Raw genomic sequence first — 14114 nt, 5'->3', positions numbered from 1 at the left:
GCCCCGGCTACAGCACCCGCAGCATTCGGGTGTTGCCCAGGATGTTGGGCTTCACGTACGACAGATCCAGGAACTCGGCCACCCCGATGTCGTACGAACGGCACATCTCCTCGTAGACCTCCGCCGTCACCGGTGTGCCCTCGATCTCGGTGAACCCATGGCGGGTGAAGAAGTCGGTCTCGAAGGTGAGCACAAATACCCGCTCCAACTCGAGGTCCCGGGCGACGTCGAGGAGCTTTGCGACCAGCTGATGGCCCACGCCGTGCCCTTTGACATCGGGATGCACCGCAACGGTGCGCACCTCGCCCAGGTCGGACCACAGCACGTGTAAAGCTCCACACCCGAGGACCCGGTCATCTCGTTCGGCCACCCAGAATTCCTGGACCGACTCATAGAGAGTCACCAGGTTCTTCTCCAGCAAGATCTTGCCGGCGTAGGTGTCGACGAGCTGCTTGATCGCCGGAACATCCGAGGTACGCGCCCGGCGTACAGTCAGCCCGTTCACGGATGGAGAGTATCGGCTGTCCCGGCCGCCGCCGCCACCCGATATTCTGTTTCTGTGCCGGGCCATCCTGAAACTCCTCCTGCGGTCCGCCGCGTCAGGGTCGCCAACATCGCGAATCTGTTGACCGGATTTCGCCTGGTGCTGGTCCCGGTCTTCCTCCTGGTGATGTTCGCCGGCGACGGCCATGAGACTGCCAGCCGGATAACGGCTTTCGTGATCTTCTGCACAGCGGTGATCACCGATCACCTCGATGGCTATCTGGCTCGGCGGTTCGATCTGGTCACCGAGTTCGGCAAACTCGCCGACCCGATCGCCGACAAGATGCTGATCGGCGCGGCGCTGATCGCCTTGTCGATGCTGGGGGATCTGTCGTGGTGGGTCACCGGCATCATCCTGGCCCGAGAGATCGGCATCACAGTGTTGCGGTTTGCGGTGATCCGTCACGGTGTGATCCCGGCCAGTCGCGGCGGCAAGCTCAAAACGCTGCTCCAGGCGGTGGCCATCGGATTGTTCATCCTGCCGTTGTCGGGAGCCTGGCTGTCGATCGCGGGGGTGGTGATGTGGGCGGCGCTGGTGTTGACGGTGCTCACCGGCCTCGATTACGTGGTCTCGGCGGTCCGGGGCTCGCGAGCTCGAGCCGCTGCCGGCCGGAACCCCTGACGGGTCGTCACGAACTCCGGCGGTCGAATGGGAACCATCTCGGGCGCCGATGACGTTCATGATGGAGACAACCGCACACGAAGCAGAGGAGAGCGCGATGACAGCATTGTTGCGTGAGGTCGTGGGCGACGTTCTTCGTCGCGCTCGCACATCCCAGGGGCGGACACTGCGCGAAGTATCCGATTCGGCCATGGTCAGCCTCGGCTATCTCTCCGAGGTGGAACGGGGACGGAAGGAAGCCTCGTCCGAGCTGTTGGGCGCGATCTGCGACGCTCTGGAGGTCCCACTGTCCCGCGTACTTGTCGACGCCGGAGAGCGGATGGCGCGCGAGGAGACGGTCCGGGAGCCGGTCACGACCATCATCGATGCCAGTACCAAGGTGGTGATCCCGCCGGTGGGGTCCATGGCGGTCGCCTGATCCTCGATTTTTTGGCCACACGCCCCCAACAAGGGTGTGGGTATCGGCGTGTAGCGGATAAGTTGGGCGGTACGCATGTGCTGCCCGATTCGGGTATCTGGCAGACATCAGTAACAACGGCGACGACAACACCGAAGGCGGAACGAACCCCATGGCAAATCCGTTCGTGAAGGCGTGGCGCTATGTGATGGCGCTGTTCAACTCGAAGATCGACGAGCATGCCGACCCCAAGGTTCAGATTCAGCAGGCCATCGAGGAAGCTCAGCGCACCCATCAGGCGTTGACACAGCAAGCCGCTCAGGTGATCGGCAATCAGCGCCAACTCGAGATGCGACTCAACCGTCAGCTGGCCGACATCGAGAAGCTGCAGGCCAATGTGCGCCAGGCTCTCACCTTGGCCGACCAGGCAGTGTCCGCCGGCGACTCCACGAAGGCCACCGAGTACACCAATGCCGCCGAGGCCTTCGCCGCCCAGTTGGTCACCGCCGAGCAGAGCGTTGAGGATCTCAAGTCGCTGCACGACCAGTCGCTGCAGGCCGCCGCTCAAGCCAAGAAGGCCGTCGAGCAGAACGCGATGATGCTGCAGACCAAGATTGCCGAGCGCACCAAGCTGCTGTCGCAGCTCGAGCAGGCCAAGATGCAGGAGCAGGTCAGCGCGTCACTGCGGTCGATGAGCGACCTGTCTGCGCCGGGCAACACCCCCAGCCTCGATGAGGTACGCGACAAGATCGAGCGCCGTTACGCCAACGCCATGGGCGAAGCCGAGCTGGCCCAGAATTCGGTCCAGGGCCGCATGATGGAGGTGCAGCAGGCCAGTGTGCAGATGGCAGGGCATTCGCGCCTGGAGCAGATTCGGGCTTCGATGCGCGGGGAGGCGCTGACGTCCGGCACCACGCCGGCCGGCACCCCGAATGCCTCACCGGCCACCTCCGCTCCGGCCACCCCCGAGAATCCGCTCGGGCAGTAGAAGGGACACACACGTGGCAGTCAAGCCGTTCTCCCGGCAGTGGGGTTCGTTGCTGCAGCGGGGGCTTGACTCTGCCAGCGAGGCCGCCGATGTGGTGTCACATCGATTGAGCCTGGTGGCGGACCCGCGGTCGCGGCACCTGCGCAAACGTCGATGGGCGCTGCGGCTCGGGTTGTTCTTCACTTTCTCGTCGGTGTTCTGGATCCTGGTCACCGCGTTGTTGGCGACGTGGAGCACTCCGGTATGGGGACTGCTCATCACGGGTGTGGTCGCGGCGGGAGCTGCGTTCCCGGCGACCCTCTTCCTGTTGCGCTATCGCTGGCTGCGGGCGGCGCCGATGCCGGCGCAGCGGCCCGCCAGCACCCGTCGGCTGCCACCTCAGGGTTCGGCTGCCCGGCCGGCAATGTCGGCGCTGGGCGCCTCCGAACGCGGCCTGATGTCGTTGATCGGGGTGATCGAGCGAGGTCAGTTGTTACCCGCCGACGAGATCCGCGAAGTCACCGAAGCCGCCAATCAGACGACGGCCACCATGGCCGCGACGGCGGCGGAAGTGACGTCGATGGAACGCACCGTGCGTGCCACCCCGCATGCTCGTGACTACCTGGTGCCCACCATCAACGCGTTCACCGCTCAACTGGGCCACGGGGTACGCCAGTACAACGAAATGGTCACTGCGGCAGCACAATTGGTGTCCGCCGCCAATGGGGGATCGATGCCGACGTCACCGATGTCGCAGCAGCGCTACCGCGAACAGCTGACCGGCGCCACCGATCGCCTGCTGGGCTGGGCGCAGGCGTTCGACGAGCTGGGACAGCTGCGGCGCGCCTAGAACTTGCGCTGCAGTGACTAGAACTTGCGCTGCAGTGACGGCACTGCAATCGCGGCGATGCCGCGCAGCAGCGCCTTGGCAAAATCGAAACTGTCGAAGTAGTCGCGCCACAGCAAGATCTTGCCGTCGCGCACCTCGAAGACCCCGCATACCCAGAAGACCAGTCGCACCGGGCCGATCACCAGGGCATCGGTGCGCTCGTTGAGCACGGTGTTCCCGTCGGCGGAGGTGCGGTGGATTCGCACATCGAAGCCCAGGCTGGGGCGTTGCAGGCCCCGGAACAGCTTGATGACCGCGCGGCGTCCCCGGATCGTCGGATAGCCGACGTTCTGGTACACCAGATCATCGGCAAGCAGGGAATCGGCTGTGGTCAGATCCTTGTCGCGTAGCGCGTTCAGGAACTTCCCCACGATGGCGATATTGGTATCGGAAGTCTGCCCCGCGATCTGCTCGGTCATGGCGATCAGCCTACGGATCAGCCGTGTGGCAGGGTAGCGAGATGCGCGTCGCTGTGGTCGCCGGACCTGACCCCGGGCACGCATTCCCCGCCATCGCCCTGTGCCGGCGCTTCACCGCGGCCGGACACTCGCCGACGCTGTTCACCGGGGTGGTGTGGCTCGACACCGCCCGCGGGGCGGGTGTCGAGGCCCAGGAACTGTTGGGCCTCGATCCGGACGCCGATGACGACGACCTCGACGCCGGAGCCAAGATCCATCGGCGGGCCGCGCGCATGGCAGTCCTCAACGTGCCCCAGCTGCAGGGCTTCGACCTGGTGGTCTCCGATGTGATCACCGCCTGCGGTGGCATGGCGGCCGAGCTGCTGGGAATCCCGTGGGTGGAGCTGAACCCGCACCCGCTCTACCTGCCGTCGAAAGGGCTGCCACCGCTGGGCAGCGGACTGGCACCGGGGACGGGAGTGCGGGGCCGGGCCCGCGATGTGGTGATGCGCGCCCTGACCGCGACCTCGTGGAGGCAGGGGCTGCGGCAACGGACCCAGGCCCGGGCCGGGATCGGGCTTCCCGCCGTCGACCCCGGCCCGCTGCGACGGTTGATCGCCACCTTGCCCGCGCTGGAAGTGCCGCGGCCTGACTGGCCCGAGGAAGCCGTTGTGGTCGGGCCTTTGCACTTCGAGCCCACCGCCGCGGTGTTGGACGTGCCGCCGGGGGAGGGACCGCTGGTGGTGATCGCACCGTCGACGGCCACCACCGGCACCCAGGGGCTGGCTGAGTTGGCGGTCGAGGTGCTGGTACCTGGGCGGGTGCTGCCCGACGGTGCACGGCTGGCGGTGTCCTGGCTCGGTGGCGACGATCTGCCGGTGCCGGACTGGGCGGTCGCCGGGCTGGGCAGGCAGGACGAGTTGCTCTCACGTGCCGACCTGATGATCTGCGGCGGCGGCCACGGCACTGTCGCCAAGACGCTGTTGGCCGGGGTCCCGATGGTGGTGGTTCCCGGAGGTGGAGACCAGTGGGAGATCGCCAATCGTGTTGTGCGCCAGGGCAGTGGGCAGCTGATTCGCCCGCTGACCGCGGAGTCGCTGGCCGGTGCGGTGCAGGAGGTACTCGGTTCGGGACGCTACCGGCAGGCTGCCGTCGCGGCGGGGCGCACCATCGACGGGGTGGCCGATCCGGTGCAGGTGTGCGAGAACGGGTTGCGTGCACTGCGCTGACGACGGCTGGGTAGGTTGGTGGGGTGCGGCTGACCGAATTCCACGACCTGGTTGATGCGCAGTTCGGTGCTGTTCGCGGGGCGTCGTTGATCGTCGACCACGTGCTGACGGGTGTCGGGGGGCGGACCGCAGCCCAGGCCATCGAGGCCGGTGTGGAGCCGCGTGATGTCTGGCGCGCCCTGTGCGCCGATTTTGATGTGCCTCGCGACCAGTGGTGAGGGTTTCCGGCGGCGTGTCGTATTGCGTTCGAACATCTGTTCGCTAGTCTGGTGTGTGTTCGACCGCGGAGATTTGTCGGGGTTTTTTGTCAGAGGGTCGATCTAACCTCACAGCCAACCGACCGAACACCGGTCGCCGAACACGACTAGCGAAAGAGGCATCACCATGGCGCCACAGGCCCCGGATCGCGAGAAAGCCCTCGCGCTTGCGCTCGCGCAGATTGAGAAGAGTCACGGCAAGGGCTCCGTGATGCGCCTCGGGGACGAGGTTCGTCAGCCCATCTCGGTCATTCCCACCGGTTCCATTGCGCTGGACTGTGCGCTCGGTATCGGCGGGTTGCCGCGTGGTCGCATCATCGAGATCTACGGCCCGGAGTCCTCGGGTAAGACCACGGTGGCATTGCACGCGGTGGCCAACGCCCAGGCGGCCGGCGGTATCGCCGCCTTCATCGATGCCGAGCACGCGCTCGATCCCGACTACGCCGCCAAGCTGGGCGTGGATACCGATTCGCTGTTGGTCAGCCAGCCGGACACCGGTGAACAGGCACTCGAGATCGCCGACATGCTGATCCGCTCCGGTGCGCTGGACATCCTGGTCATCGACTCGGTGGCCGCTCTGGTGCCGCGCGCGGAGATCGAGGGCGAGATGGGGGACAGCCACGTCGGTCTGCAGGCCCGCTTGATGAGCCAGGCGCTGCGCAAGATCACCGGTGCGCTCAGCAACTCCGGCACCACGGCGATCTTCATCAACCAGCTGCGCGAGAAGATCGGTGTGATGTTCGGTTCACCCGAAACCACCACTGGCGGTAAAGCGCTGAAGTTCTACGCCTCGGTCCGTCTGGATGTCCGGCGCATCGAGACACTCAAGGACGGTACTGACGCGGTGGGTAACCGCACCCGCGTCAAGGTCGTCAAGAACAAGGTGTCGCCGCCTTTCAAGCAGGCAGAGTTCGACATTCTGTACGGCAAGGGCATTTCGCGTGAGGGCTCGCTCATCGACATGGGTGTGGAACACGGCTTCATCCGCAAGTCCGGCTCCTGGTTCACCTATGAGGGTGAGCAGCTCGGTCAGGGCAAGGAGAACGCCCGAAACTACTTGTTGCAGAACGTCGATGTGGGCAACGAGATCGAGAAGAAGGTCAAGGAAAAGCTCGGCATCGGTGCCGTGGTGAATGCTGATGAACCCCTGCCCGCCCCCGTCGACTTCTGACGAACAGTCGGAGAAGCGTGAAGAGCAAGCGCGGTCACTGTGCCTGCGCTTGCTCACCGCGCGCGCTCGCAGCCGGGCAGAGTTGGAGTCCAAGCTCGCCGATCGTGGCTTCACCGATGACGTGAGTGCCCGGGTGCTCGCCCGGCTCACCAAGGCCGGGCTGGTCGACGACACCGACTTTGCGGAGCAGTGGGTGCGCTCCCGGCATGAGAATGCCGGAAAAGGCAAGCGCGCGTTGGCTACCGAGTTGCGTAAGAAGGGTGTCGACGGCGAGGTGATCTCCGCGGCATTGGCCGGTATCGATGCTGACGCGGAGCGGGAACGCGCCGAACAGCTGGTACAGAGCAAGCTGCGCCGAGATCCGCTGGCCGACGGTGACGACCTGAAAGTGATGCGCCGGTTGGTGGGGATGCTTGCGCGTCGTGGCTACGGCCAGAGCATGGCGGTGGATGTGGTGCGTGTCGAGTTGGACGCCGAGCGGCAACGCCGCCGGGTGTAGTGCTGTTGCCGGACAGCTGGCTCAGCCGGCGCTGCCGGCCAACAGGCCGCTGATGCCGCCGTACACACCGAGGCCGGCGGTGAACAGCAGGACTGCGGCCACCACGATGCGATACCACCCCTTGAGCCGGTGCTCTTCGGGCAGCACCCGGCAGGCGAGCGTAAACAGAAAACCCAGCACCACCGGGAGCAGGAGCGCGTTGAGCACCATGATGCCGACGCTGAGGTCCACCAGGTTCACGCCGGACAGCACAAACACGAAGCCGATCACCAGCATCGCGACATACACCGCGTAGAAGGCGGGCGCCTCCTTGGGTTTACCCGAGAGCGAGCGGGGATAGCCCAGCACCTCGCCGAGACCCCAAGCGGCGGTGAGTGATACGACGATCGCCGCCACGAAGGTGGCGCCGAGGAAGCCGAGTGAGAAGAGAATTTTTCCGGCGTTCTCACCCAGCAGTGGCGTGAGTGCCTTGGTGATGTCCTCGATCGTGTGGTGGACAAGGCCGCAGGCAACGTCTTCGATCTCGAGGCATTCGTGGCGCGCGAGCTCAACGGCCCGGCCAGTGCAGATCCCGCGGCGCCCAAGGCCGCCGGCGGCCCGGCCTGACGTAGGTCAGGCCTGGGTCTGGCGCCGGCCGGCACCGCGCTACTTCGCGGGCGGGGCGGCGTCGGCAGGGCAAAGTCAGTCGGCGGCTTTGACTTTCGCGCCGGGAGCGCCCTCCTGCTCGATGGCTTGAGTATCGAGTGGAGTGGGGGCCTTGCGGGAGCGGCGCAGCCGTCGTTCCAGGCGGGTCGCGGCGACCGACAGCGCGAAGTTGACGGCAATCATCAAGGCTGCGATCACGATCAGTGCCGGAATGTAGTTGCCGTAGGACGCACCGACCTGCGTGCCTTGGCGAACCATTTCGACAAAGGTGATCTGGTAGCCGATCGCGGTGTCCTTGAGTACCACCACCAGCTGTGAGATCAACACCGGCAACATCGCGGTGACAGCCTGCGGCAACATGATCGACCGCATGGTCTGACCCCAGCGCAGACCCAATGCCGACGCGGCTTCCGCCTGGCCGCGCGGCACCGAGTTCACCCCTGCGCGGACGATCTCGGCGATCACCGCACCGTTGTAGAGCGTCAACCCGGTGACCACACCCGCCAGCGCCAGATGCTTGGACGGGAACACGTCGTACTGGGCGTACAGGAAGTACGCGAAGATCATCATGATCAGCACCGGTACGGCGCGGAAGAACTCGACAAACACCGCGCACACCGACCGCACCGGGGCGACGTGCGAGAGTCGGCCCACACCGAGTAGGAAGCCCAGGATCGATGCCAGCACAATCGAGATCGCCGCGGCCGTGAGAGTTCCCTGAATGCCGGGCAGCACGTAGGTCTTCCACAGATTGGCGGTGAGGAACGGCTCCCACTTCGCCGCAGTCAACTGACCGCGCTCGGACAGCCGCGAGTACACCACCCAGGCCACCGACGCCACCACCACAACCGTGATCGCGGTGATCAGGTGGTTGCGCACCCGGGCCCGGGGGCCGGGTGCGTCGAAGAGAACCGAAGAGCCCGTCATGATGTCCCGTTCGTCGCGCGAGCGCCGGTCACCGCGCCACCGCCAGCCGTTTGCCCAACCATCCGAACAGCAGTCCCAGCGGCAATGTCAGGACCACAAAACCGGTCGCGAAGATGGTGCCCACGGTGATCAGCGCCGCGGTGTTCTCGATCATCTCCTTCATCAACAACGCCGCCTCCGCAACACCGATCGCCGACGCGATCGTGGTGTTCTTGGCCAGGGCTATGAGCACCGACCCCATCGGAATCAACACCGAGCGAAATGCCTGCGGTAACAGGATGATCCGGAGGTTCTGCCCAAACGTGAAGCCCAGCGATCTGGCCGCTTCGGCCTGCCCGAGCGGGACGGTGTTGACGCCGGAGCGCACCGTCTCGCAGACAAACGATGCCGTGTAGAGCGCCAGGCCCAACACCGCCAACCGGAAATTGCTGTCGTTGATCGACGTCGGCGACTGGGAATCGGCCAGCGTGACGCCCAGCGTCTGAGACAGCCCAAAACTGCAGAACAGGATGATCAGCGTCAGCGGGGTGTTACGGACGATGTTGACGTAGGTGGTGCCGATCCAGTTGAGCACCGGTACCGGCGCCAGCCGCATCGCGGCCAGCGCCGTACCGAGGATCAGCGCGCCCACCGCCGAATACGCGGTGAGCTTGATGGTGATCCAGAACGCCGCGAAGATCTGGTCGCGGTACTCGGTGAAGACCTCCACGGGTGCCGGGTACTCCGAGGCTCAGCGCGCTCAGTACCGGTCGACTGCCGGCGGTTCCGGGGCGGTGATCCCCGCCGGCCCCAGGTTCTTGTCGAACGCCGCTTTCCAGGCGCCGTCGGCTTCCATCTTCTCGATGGCGTCGTTGATCTTGGTCCGCAGCTCGCTGTCGTCCTTCTTCAGGCCGATGCCGTACTTCTCCTCGGAGAACGTGTCGCCGACGATCTTGAAATCACCGGGACTCTGGGCGGCGTAACCGGCCAGGATCACCTCATCGGTGGTCACGGCGTCGACGGCGTTGTTGCGCAGTGCCTCGATACACGCCGAGTAGGTGTCGTACTGCTGCAGCTGGACACCCTCGTACTCGTCCTTGATCTTCTGCGCCGGCGTGGAGCCCGACACCGAGCACAGCCGCTTGTTGTTCTGCAGCGAGGCGGCACCGGTGATGTCGGTGTTGTCGGAGCGCACCAGCAGGCTCTGGCCGGTGATCAGGTACGGCCCGGCGAAGTCCACCTTCTCCTTGCGGGCATCGGTGATCGAATAGGTGGCCGCGATGAACTGCACCTGACCGTTGGAGATCAAGTTCTCGCGCTGCGCCGACGGAGCCTCGACCCACTCGATCTTGTCGGGGGCGTAGCCGAGCTCGCCGGCCACGAAGGTGGCCACATCCACGTCGAAGCCGCTCATGCTGCCGTCCGGGTTCTTCAGACCCAGGCCGGGTTGATCGAACTTGGTGCCGATGCTGATGGTTTCGCCGCCACCACCGCCTTCATTGCCGCTGCTGCCGCCACCACAGGCGCTCAGTGTCAACGCCAGGGCCGCGGCCGCCGCCACACCTGCGGTGAGCCTGCGGGATCGCTTCTGGATGTTCACTGTCGGGTCCTTTCGACGTGCGGCTAGTGATTCAAGATCTTGCCGAGGAAATCCTTGGCACGATCGCTTTTGGGGTTGGTGAAGAACTCTTCGGGGGCGGCATCCTCGACGATGGCGCCGTCGGCCATGAACACCACCCGGTTGGCGGCCCGGCGGGCGAAGCCCATCTCGTGGGTCACCACGACCATGGTCATGCCCTCGCCGGCCAGCGATGTCATCACCGCGAGCACCTCGTTGATCATTTCCGGATCAAGGGCGCTGGTCGGCTCGTCGAAGAGCATGACCTTGGGGTTCATCGCCAGCGACCGGGCGATGGCCACCCGCTGCTGCTGCCCGCCGGAAAGCTGCGCGGGGTACTTCTCGGCCTGGTTGGCCACCCCGACGCGTTCCAGCAGCTCCATGGCCTTCTTGCGGGCGTCGTCCTTGCCGAGCTTGCGCACCTTGAGCGGGGCCAGGGTGACGTTCTCCAGGATCGTCTTGTGGGCAAAAAGGTTGAACGACTGGAAAACCATGCCGACGTCGGAGCGCAGCTGGGCCAGCTTGCGACCCTCCGCGGGCAATTCCTCGCCGTCGATGGTGATGGTGCCGGAATCGATGGTCTCCAGCCGGTTGATGGTCCGGCACAACGTCGACTTTCCGGACCCGGACGGGCCCAGCACCACGATCACCTGACCGCGCGGGACCGTGAGGTTGATGTCCTTGAGGACATGCAGGCTGCCGAAGTGCTTGTTGACGTCCTTGACCGCGATCATCGGAGTTCCGGACCCAGCCGCTGAGAGCTGGCCCACATCCGACCCAGGAGACGCCATGGGTCGCAACCTTACGCAGGAAAGCCACAGCATGCTTGCCGGTCTGGCTAATCAATCCTTGCGCCGGCACCCCGAACTGCGAGTTTGGAGCGTGCTGGAGCGCCGATACGATGGACCGATGACTTCGACGGTGACGCAGGCTGACCCGGCTGAATCGTTGCCGTCCCCGAACCCGGCGCGCACCTATCAGGTCCGTACCTACGGCTGCCAGATGAACGTGCATGATTCCGAGCGGTTGGCCGGATTGCTCGAGACCGCCGGGTACAAGCGCGCAGCGGATGGCTCCGATGCCGATGTGGTGGTGTTCAACACCTGCGCTGTCCGCGAGAATGCCGACAACAAGCTCTACGGCAACCTGAGCCATCTGGCGCCCCGCAAACAATCCGACCCGGGCATGCAGATCGCCGTCGGTGGCTGCCTGGCACAGAAGGACCGCGATGCGGTGCTGCGCCGGGCACCCTGGGTCGACGTCGTGTTCGGCACCCACAACATCGGCTCGCTGCCCGCCTTGCTCGAACGTGCCCGGCACAACCGCGAGGCGCAGGTGGAGATCGTCGACGCACTCGAGCAGTTCCCGTCGACACTGCCCGCAGTGCGCGATTCGGCTTATGCCGCGTGGGTGTCGATTTCCGTGGGCTGCAACAACACCTGCACGTTCTGCATCGTGCCCGCACTCCGCGGTAAGGAGGTGGACCGCCGCCCCGGAGACATCCTGGCCGAGGTCCAGGCGCTCGTCGACCAGGGTGTCCTGGAAGTCACGCTGCTGGGACAGAACGTCAACGCCTACGGTGTCTCCTTTGCCGACCCGCAAACACCCAGGGACCGAGGCGCGTTCGCGGCGCTGTTGCGATCCTGCGGCTCGATCGACGGGCTGGAGCGGGTCCGATTCACCTCACCGCACCCGGCCGAGTTCACCGACGACGTCATCGAGGCCATGGCGCAGACACCCAACGTCTGTCCGACGCTGCACATGCCATTGCAGTCCGGTTCGGACCGCATCCTCAAGGCGATGCGCCGCTCGTACCGCGCCGAGCGATACCTGGGCATCATCGAACGGGTGCGGGCGGCAATGCCGCATGCGGCCATCACCACCGACCTGATCGTCGGATTCCCGGGCGAGACCGAAGCGGACTTCCAAGCCACCCTCGATGTGGCCGAACAAAGCAGGTTCGCCACCGCCTTCACCTTCCAGTACTCGAAGCGACCCGGCACCCCTGCCGCCGAGCTCGCCGACCAGGTACCCAAAGCCGTCGTGCAGGAACGCTACGACCGGCTGATCGAGCTACAGGAGCGAATTTCGTTGGAAGAGAACCGGGCCCAGATCAACCGCACCGTCGAGGTGCTGGTGGCCGCAGGGGAAGGGCGCAAAGATTCACACACCGCCCGGATGAGTGGACGGGCGCGTGACGGCCGACTGGTTCACTTTGCACCGGGCACCGCGCAGATCCGTCCGGGCGATGTGGTGACCACCGTGGTCACCGGGGCTGCCCCGCACCACCTCATCGCCGACAGCGTGAGCTTGACGCACCGGCGAACGCGTGCTGGTGACGCCTACGAGCAAGGACAGCGACCGCGGACCGTCGGGCTGGGGCTGCCCGGTCTCGGCGCCCCGGCGACCCAACCCGAGGCTGCGGGGTGTGCACGATGACAACTCCGAACAGCGGCCGAGGCAACAACGGCTTCGACGAGTTCAAGGCCGATATCGACGCCGCCGAACGCAAGGTCGGCCGCGAAATCGAACCGGGCGCCCGCGCGCTGGTCGTGGCGATTCTGGTGTTCGTCCTGCTGGCCACGTTCTTCCTGCCGCACACCGGCGGTGCCCGCGGCGTCGACGTCCTGCTCTACACCGATGCGGCCACCCAAGCCGGGGTGTCGCTGCCCTCGCGGGTGTTCAGTTGGCTGGCACTGGTTTTCGGGGTGGGCTTCTCGATGCTCGCGCTGCTGACCCGGCGGTGGGCGCTAGCCTGGGTGGCATCGGCAGGTACCGCGGTGTCCTGCGTCATCGGCATGCTGGCGATCTGGTCCCGTCAGACCGTCGGCGAAGGGCTGCCCGGCCCGGGTATCGGTCTGGTGATCGCCTGGCTGACGGTGATCGTGCTGGCATTCCACTGGGTTCGGGTGGTGTGGAGTCGCACTGCCGTGCAGCTGGCGGCAGAAGAACACCGCCGTCGCGCCGCCGCGCAGCAGCAGTCGGTCACGCTGCTCGATCAATTCGGCGACAAGAAGCAGCCCGAGAAACCGGCGGCTCCAGAGGATTCTCCAGAGCCGCCGAAGGATCAGCGCTAGCGTTTCAGCGCGTCAGCTGCCGTCTCGGCCCACTGCCGCCACTGCGCCGCACTGGCCCGGGCCTGCTCGGCGTCCTTGGTGCGACCGGCGGCCTCGGCCTTGGTCGCCTGCTTCTCGAATTGCTCGGCCCGCAGCCGGAACTGCTCGGCCCGTGCTTCGGCTTCCGGATCGGTGCGGTCGGCGTCGGCGGCGTCGCGCACCTTCTTCTCGACCGCCCGCAGCCGGCGCTCCAGATCAGTGCGCTCGCGCGGCACCTTCCCGATGGCATCCCACTTGTCGGTGAGGGTCCGCAGCGCCGACCGTGCCGCATCGGCGTCGGAGGTGTCGATGCGCTCTGCCTCGGCGAGCAGTGCTTCCTTGGCGTCGGCGTTGGCCTTGAACTCGGCGTCGCGTTCGGCGGTCACAGAGTTGCGAGCCGAGAAGAAGGTGTCCTGCGCCGCTTTGAACCGATGCCACAGGGTGTCGTCGACCTCCTTGGCGGCGCGCCCCACCGACTTCCATTCGGCCAGGAGATCCCGGAACGCAGCGCTGGTCGCGCCCCAGTCGGTGGAGTTCGACAGCGCCTCGGCGCGCACGCACAACGTCTCCTTGGCGTGTTTGGCGCCGGCCCGCTCCTTGTCCAGCTCCGAGAAATGGGAACCGCGCCGCCGGTTGAACGTCTCCCGGGCCGCCGAATAGCGTTTCCACAGCGCATCATCGGTCTTGCGGTCCAGACCTGTGATCGCCTTCCACTCATCGAGGATGGTGCGCAACCGGTCGCCTGCGGCCTTCCACTGCGTCGAGTTGGCGGCCAGATCCTCGGCCTCGGCGGCGAGCGCTTCCTTGCGGGAGATCTGTTCGGCCCGGTGCTCGTCGCGGCGGGCACGTTCGGCGACCGCGGCGGCGTCGGCATGCTC

General features: G+C 65.9%; 18 protein-coding genes. 10 read left to right on the top strand and 8 right to left on the bottom strand.

The genetic code is table 11. The features are described 5' to 3' along the window. Positions 1-7 precede the first annotated feature (7 nt). Positions 8-505, bottom strand: a complete 498-nt coding sequence (locus tag WBB07_RS10530; RefSeq protein ID WP_526307355.1) for an amino-acid N-acetyltransferase — start codon at positions 503-505, stop codon at positions 8-10. 54 nt (positions 506-559) lie between these two features. On the opposite strand from WBB07_RS10530, the gene pgsA reads away from it, so the two are divergent. From pgsA to pspM, 4 genes are all read left to right on the top strand, one after another. After that, positions 560-1165 (top strand): CDP-diacylglycerol--glycerol-3-phosphate 3-phosphatidyltransferase, encoded by a 606-nt coding sequence (pgsA, locus tag WBB07_RS10525; RefSeq protein WP_526307353.1) that lies wholly within the window; start codon positions 560-562, stop codon positions 1163-1165. 97 nt (positions 1166-1262) lie between these two features. After that, positions 1263-1583: a transcriptional regulator ClgR gene (gene clgR, locus WBB07_RS10520; RefSeq protein WP_526307351.1), complete on the top strand. Its 321-nt coding sequence runs from the start codon at positions 1263-1265 to the stop codon at positions 1581-1583. 151 nt (positions 1584-1734) lie between these two features. Continuing rightward, the gene (gene pspA / locus WBB07_RS10515) at positions 1735-2550 is read left to right on the top strand and encodes a phage shock protein PspA (protein WP_526307349.1); all 816 of its coding nucleotides are present in this window, start codon (positions 1735-1737) and stop codon (positions 2548-2550) included. A gap of 13 nt (positions 2551-2563) precedes the next feature. Further along, positions 2564-3379 carry a phage shock envelope stress response protein PspM gene (gene pspM / locus WBB07_RS10510; RefSeq protein WP_526307347.1) on the top strand — a complete coding sequence of 272 codons (816 nt, stop codon included), beginning with the start codon at positions 2564-2566 and terminating at the stop codon, positions 3377-3379. A 17-nt stretch (positions 3380-3396) separates the two neighbouring features. On the opposite strand, the gene WBB07_RS10505 is transcribed toward pspM, so the two are convergent. After that, positions 3397-3837 (bottom strand): limonene-1,2-epoxide hydrolase family protein, encoded by a 441-nt coding sequence (locus WBB07_RS10505; protein WP_526307345.1) that lies wholly within the window; start codon positions 3835-3837, stop codon positions 3397-3399. Positions 3838-3878: 41 nt separating this feature from the next. On the opposite strand from WBB07_RS10505, the gene WBB07_RS10500 reads away from it, so the two are divergent. The 4 genes from WBB07_RS10500 (at position 3879) to recX (ending at position 6972) form a co-directional block, all read left to right on the top strand. Then, positions 3879-5045 (top strand): glycosyltransferase, encoded by a 1167-nt coding sequence (locus tag WBB07_RS10500; protein WP_526307343.1) that lies wholly within the window; start codon positions 3879-3881, stop codon positions 5043-5045. 23 nt (positions 5046-5068) lie between these two features. Beyond that, positions 5069-5263: a DUF3046 domain-containing protein gene (locus WBB07_RS10495; protein WP_526307341.1), complete on the top strand. Its 195-nt coding sequence runs from the start codon at positions 5069-5071 to the stop codon at positions 5261-5263. 166 nt (positions 5264-5429) lie between these two features. Continuing rightward, a complete protein-coding gene (recA, locus tag WBB07_RS10490; protein WP_526307340.1) occupies positions 5430-6473 on the top strand; it encodes a recombinase RecA in 1044 nt (347 codons plus the stop codon). Then, the gene (gene recX / locus WBB07_RS10485) at positions 6442-6972 is read left to right on the top strand and encodes a recombination regulator RecX (RefSeq protein WP_526307338.1); all 531 of its coding nucleotides are present in this window, start codon (positions 6442-6444) and stop codon (positions 6970-6972) included. Before recA ends, recX begins: the two co-directional genes overlap by 32 nt. Positions 6973-6993: 21 nt before the next feature. Here recX and WBB07_RS10480 read toward each other — a convergent pair whose 3' ends face one another. The 5 genes from WBB07_RS10480 to WBB07_RS10460 all read right to left on the bottom strand — a co-directional run bounded on the left by WBB07_RS10480 (position 6994) and on the right by WBB07_RS10460 (position 10875). Next, entirely contained in the window at positions 6994-7404 is a 411-nt protein-coding gene (locus WBB07_RS10480; RefSeq protein WP_526307412.1) for an NRAMP family divalent metal cation transporter, read from the bottom strand. Positions 7405-7653: 249 nt separating this feature from the next. Further along, complete coding sequence (locus WBB07_RS10475) at positions 7654-8544, bottom strand: amino acid ABC transporter permease (RefSeq protein WP_526307336.1); 891 nt, start codon at positions 8542-8544, stop codon at positions 7654-7656. Between the two features lie 28 nt (positions 8545-8572). Next, positions 8573-9253: an amino acid ABC transporter permease gene (locus tag WBB07_RS10470; protein ID WP_526307334.1), complete on the bottom strand. Its 681-nt coding sequence runs from the start codon at positions 9251-9253 to the stop codon at positions 8573-8575. Positions 9254-9283: 30 nt separating this feature from the next. Next, on the bottom strand, positions 9284-10117 hold the full coding sequence (locus tag WBB07_RS10465) for a glutamate ABC transporter substrate-binding protein (RefSeq protein WP_526307410.1): 834 nt from the start codon (positions 10115-10117) through the stop codon (positions 9284-9286). Between the two features lie 29 nt (positions 10118-10146). Continuing rightward, positions 10147-10875, bottom strand: a complete 729-nt coding sequence (locus WBB07_RS10460) for an amino acid ABC transporter ATP-binding protein (RefSeq protein ID WP_526307408.1) — start codon at positions 10873-10875, stop codon at positions 10147-10149. Positions 10876-11050: 175 nt separating this feature from the next. Between WBB07_RS10460 and miaB the strand changes: the two genes are divergently transcribed. Together miaB and WBB07_RS10450 are read left to right on the top strand one after the other, a co-directional pair. Then, on the top strand, positions 11051-12580 hold the full coding sequence (miaB, locus tag WBB07_RS10455) for a tRNA (N6-isopentenyl adenosine(37)-C2)-methylthiotransferase MiaB (protein WP_526307332.1): 1530 nt from the start codon (positions 11051-11053) through the stop codon (positions 12578-12580). After that, complete coding sequence (locus WBB07_RS10450) at positions 12577-13218, top strand: Rv2732c family membrane protein (RefSeq protein ID WP_526307331.1); 642 nt, start codon at positions 12577-12579, stop codon at positions 13216-13218. The genes miaB and WBB07_RS10450 overlap by 4 nt, the downstream gene beginning before the upstream one ends. Here the strand turns inward: WBB07_RS10450 and WBB07_RS10445 are convergent. Next, positions 13215-14114, bottom strand: a 900-nt coding sequence (locus WBB07_RS10445; RefSeq protein ID WP_526307329.1) for a DUF349 domain-containing protein, incomplete at its 5' end; no start/stop codon positions are given. The genes WBB07_RS10450 and WBB07_RS10445 overlap by 4 nt on opposite strands.

The sequence above is a fragment of the Mycobacterium sp. genome (genome assembly GCF_049647605.1).
Taxonomy (GTDB): domain Bacteria; phylum Actinomycetota; class Actinomycetes; order Mycobacteriales; family Mycobacteriaceae; genus Mycobacterium.
This window is presented reverse-complemented; position numbering and strand designations above follow the sequence as displayed.

Bases quoted from the DNA above. Each gene is read 5' to 3' on its own strand.
- clgR (WP_526307351.1), top strand. From the start codon at position 1,263: ATGACAGCATTGTTGCGTGAGGTCGTGGGCGACGTTCTTCGTCGCGCT.
- pspA (WP_526307349.1), top strand. From the start codon at position 1,735: ATGGCAAATCCGTTCGTGAAGGCGTGGCGCTATGTGATGGCGCTGTTC.
- WBB07_RS10505 (WP_526307345.1), bottom strand. From the start codon at position 3,837: ATGACCGAGCAGATCGCGGGGCAGACTTCCGATACCAATATCGCCATC.
- WBB07_RS10500 (WP_526307343.1), top strand. From the start codon at position 3,879: ATGCGCGTCGCTGTGGTCGCCGGACCTGACCCCGGGCACGCATTCCCC.
- recA (WP_526307340.1), top strand. From the start codon at position 5,430: ATGGCGCCACAGGCCCCGGATCGCGAGAAAGCCCTCGCGCTTGCGCTC.
- recX (WP_526307338.1), top strand. From the start codon at position 6,442: ATGAACCCCTGCCCGCCCCCGTCGACTTCTGACGAACAGTCGGAGAAG.
- WBB07_RS10475 (WP_526307336.1), bottom strand. From the start codon at position 8,544: ATGACGGGCTCTTCGGTTCTCTTCGACGCACCCGGCCCCCGGGCCCGG.
- WBB07_RS10460 (WP_526307408.1), bottom strand. From the start codon at position 10,875: ATGATCGCGGTCAAGGACGTCAACAAGCACTTCGGCAGCCTGCATGTC.
- miaB (WP_526307332.1), top strand. From the start codon at position 11,051: ATGACTTCGACGGTGACGCAGGCTGACCCGGCTGAATCGTTGCCGTCC.
- WBB07_RS10450 (WP_526307331.1), top strand. From the start codon at position 12,577: ATGACAACTCCGAACAGCGGCCGAGGCAACAACGGCTTCGACGAGTTC.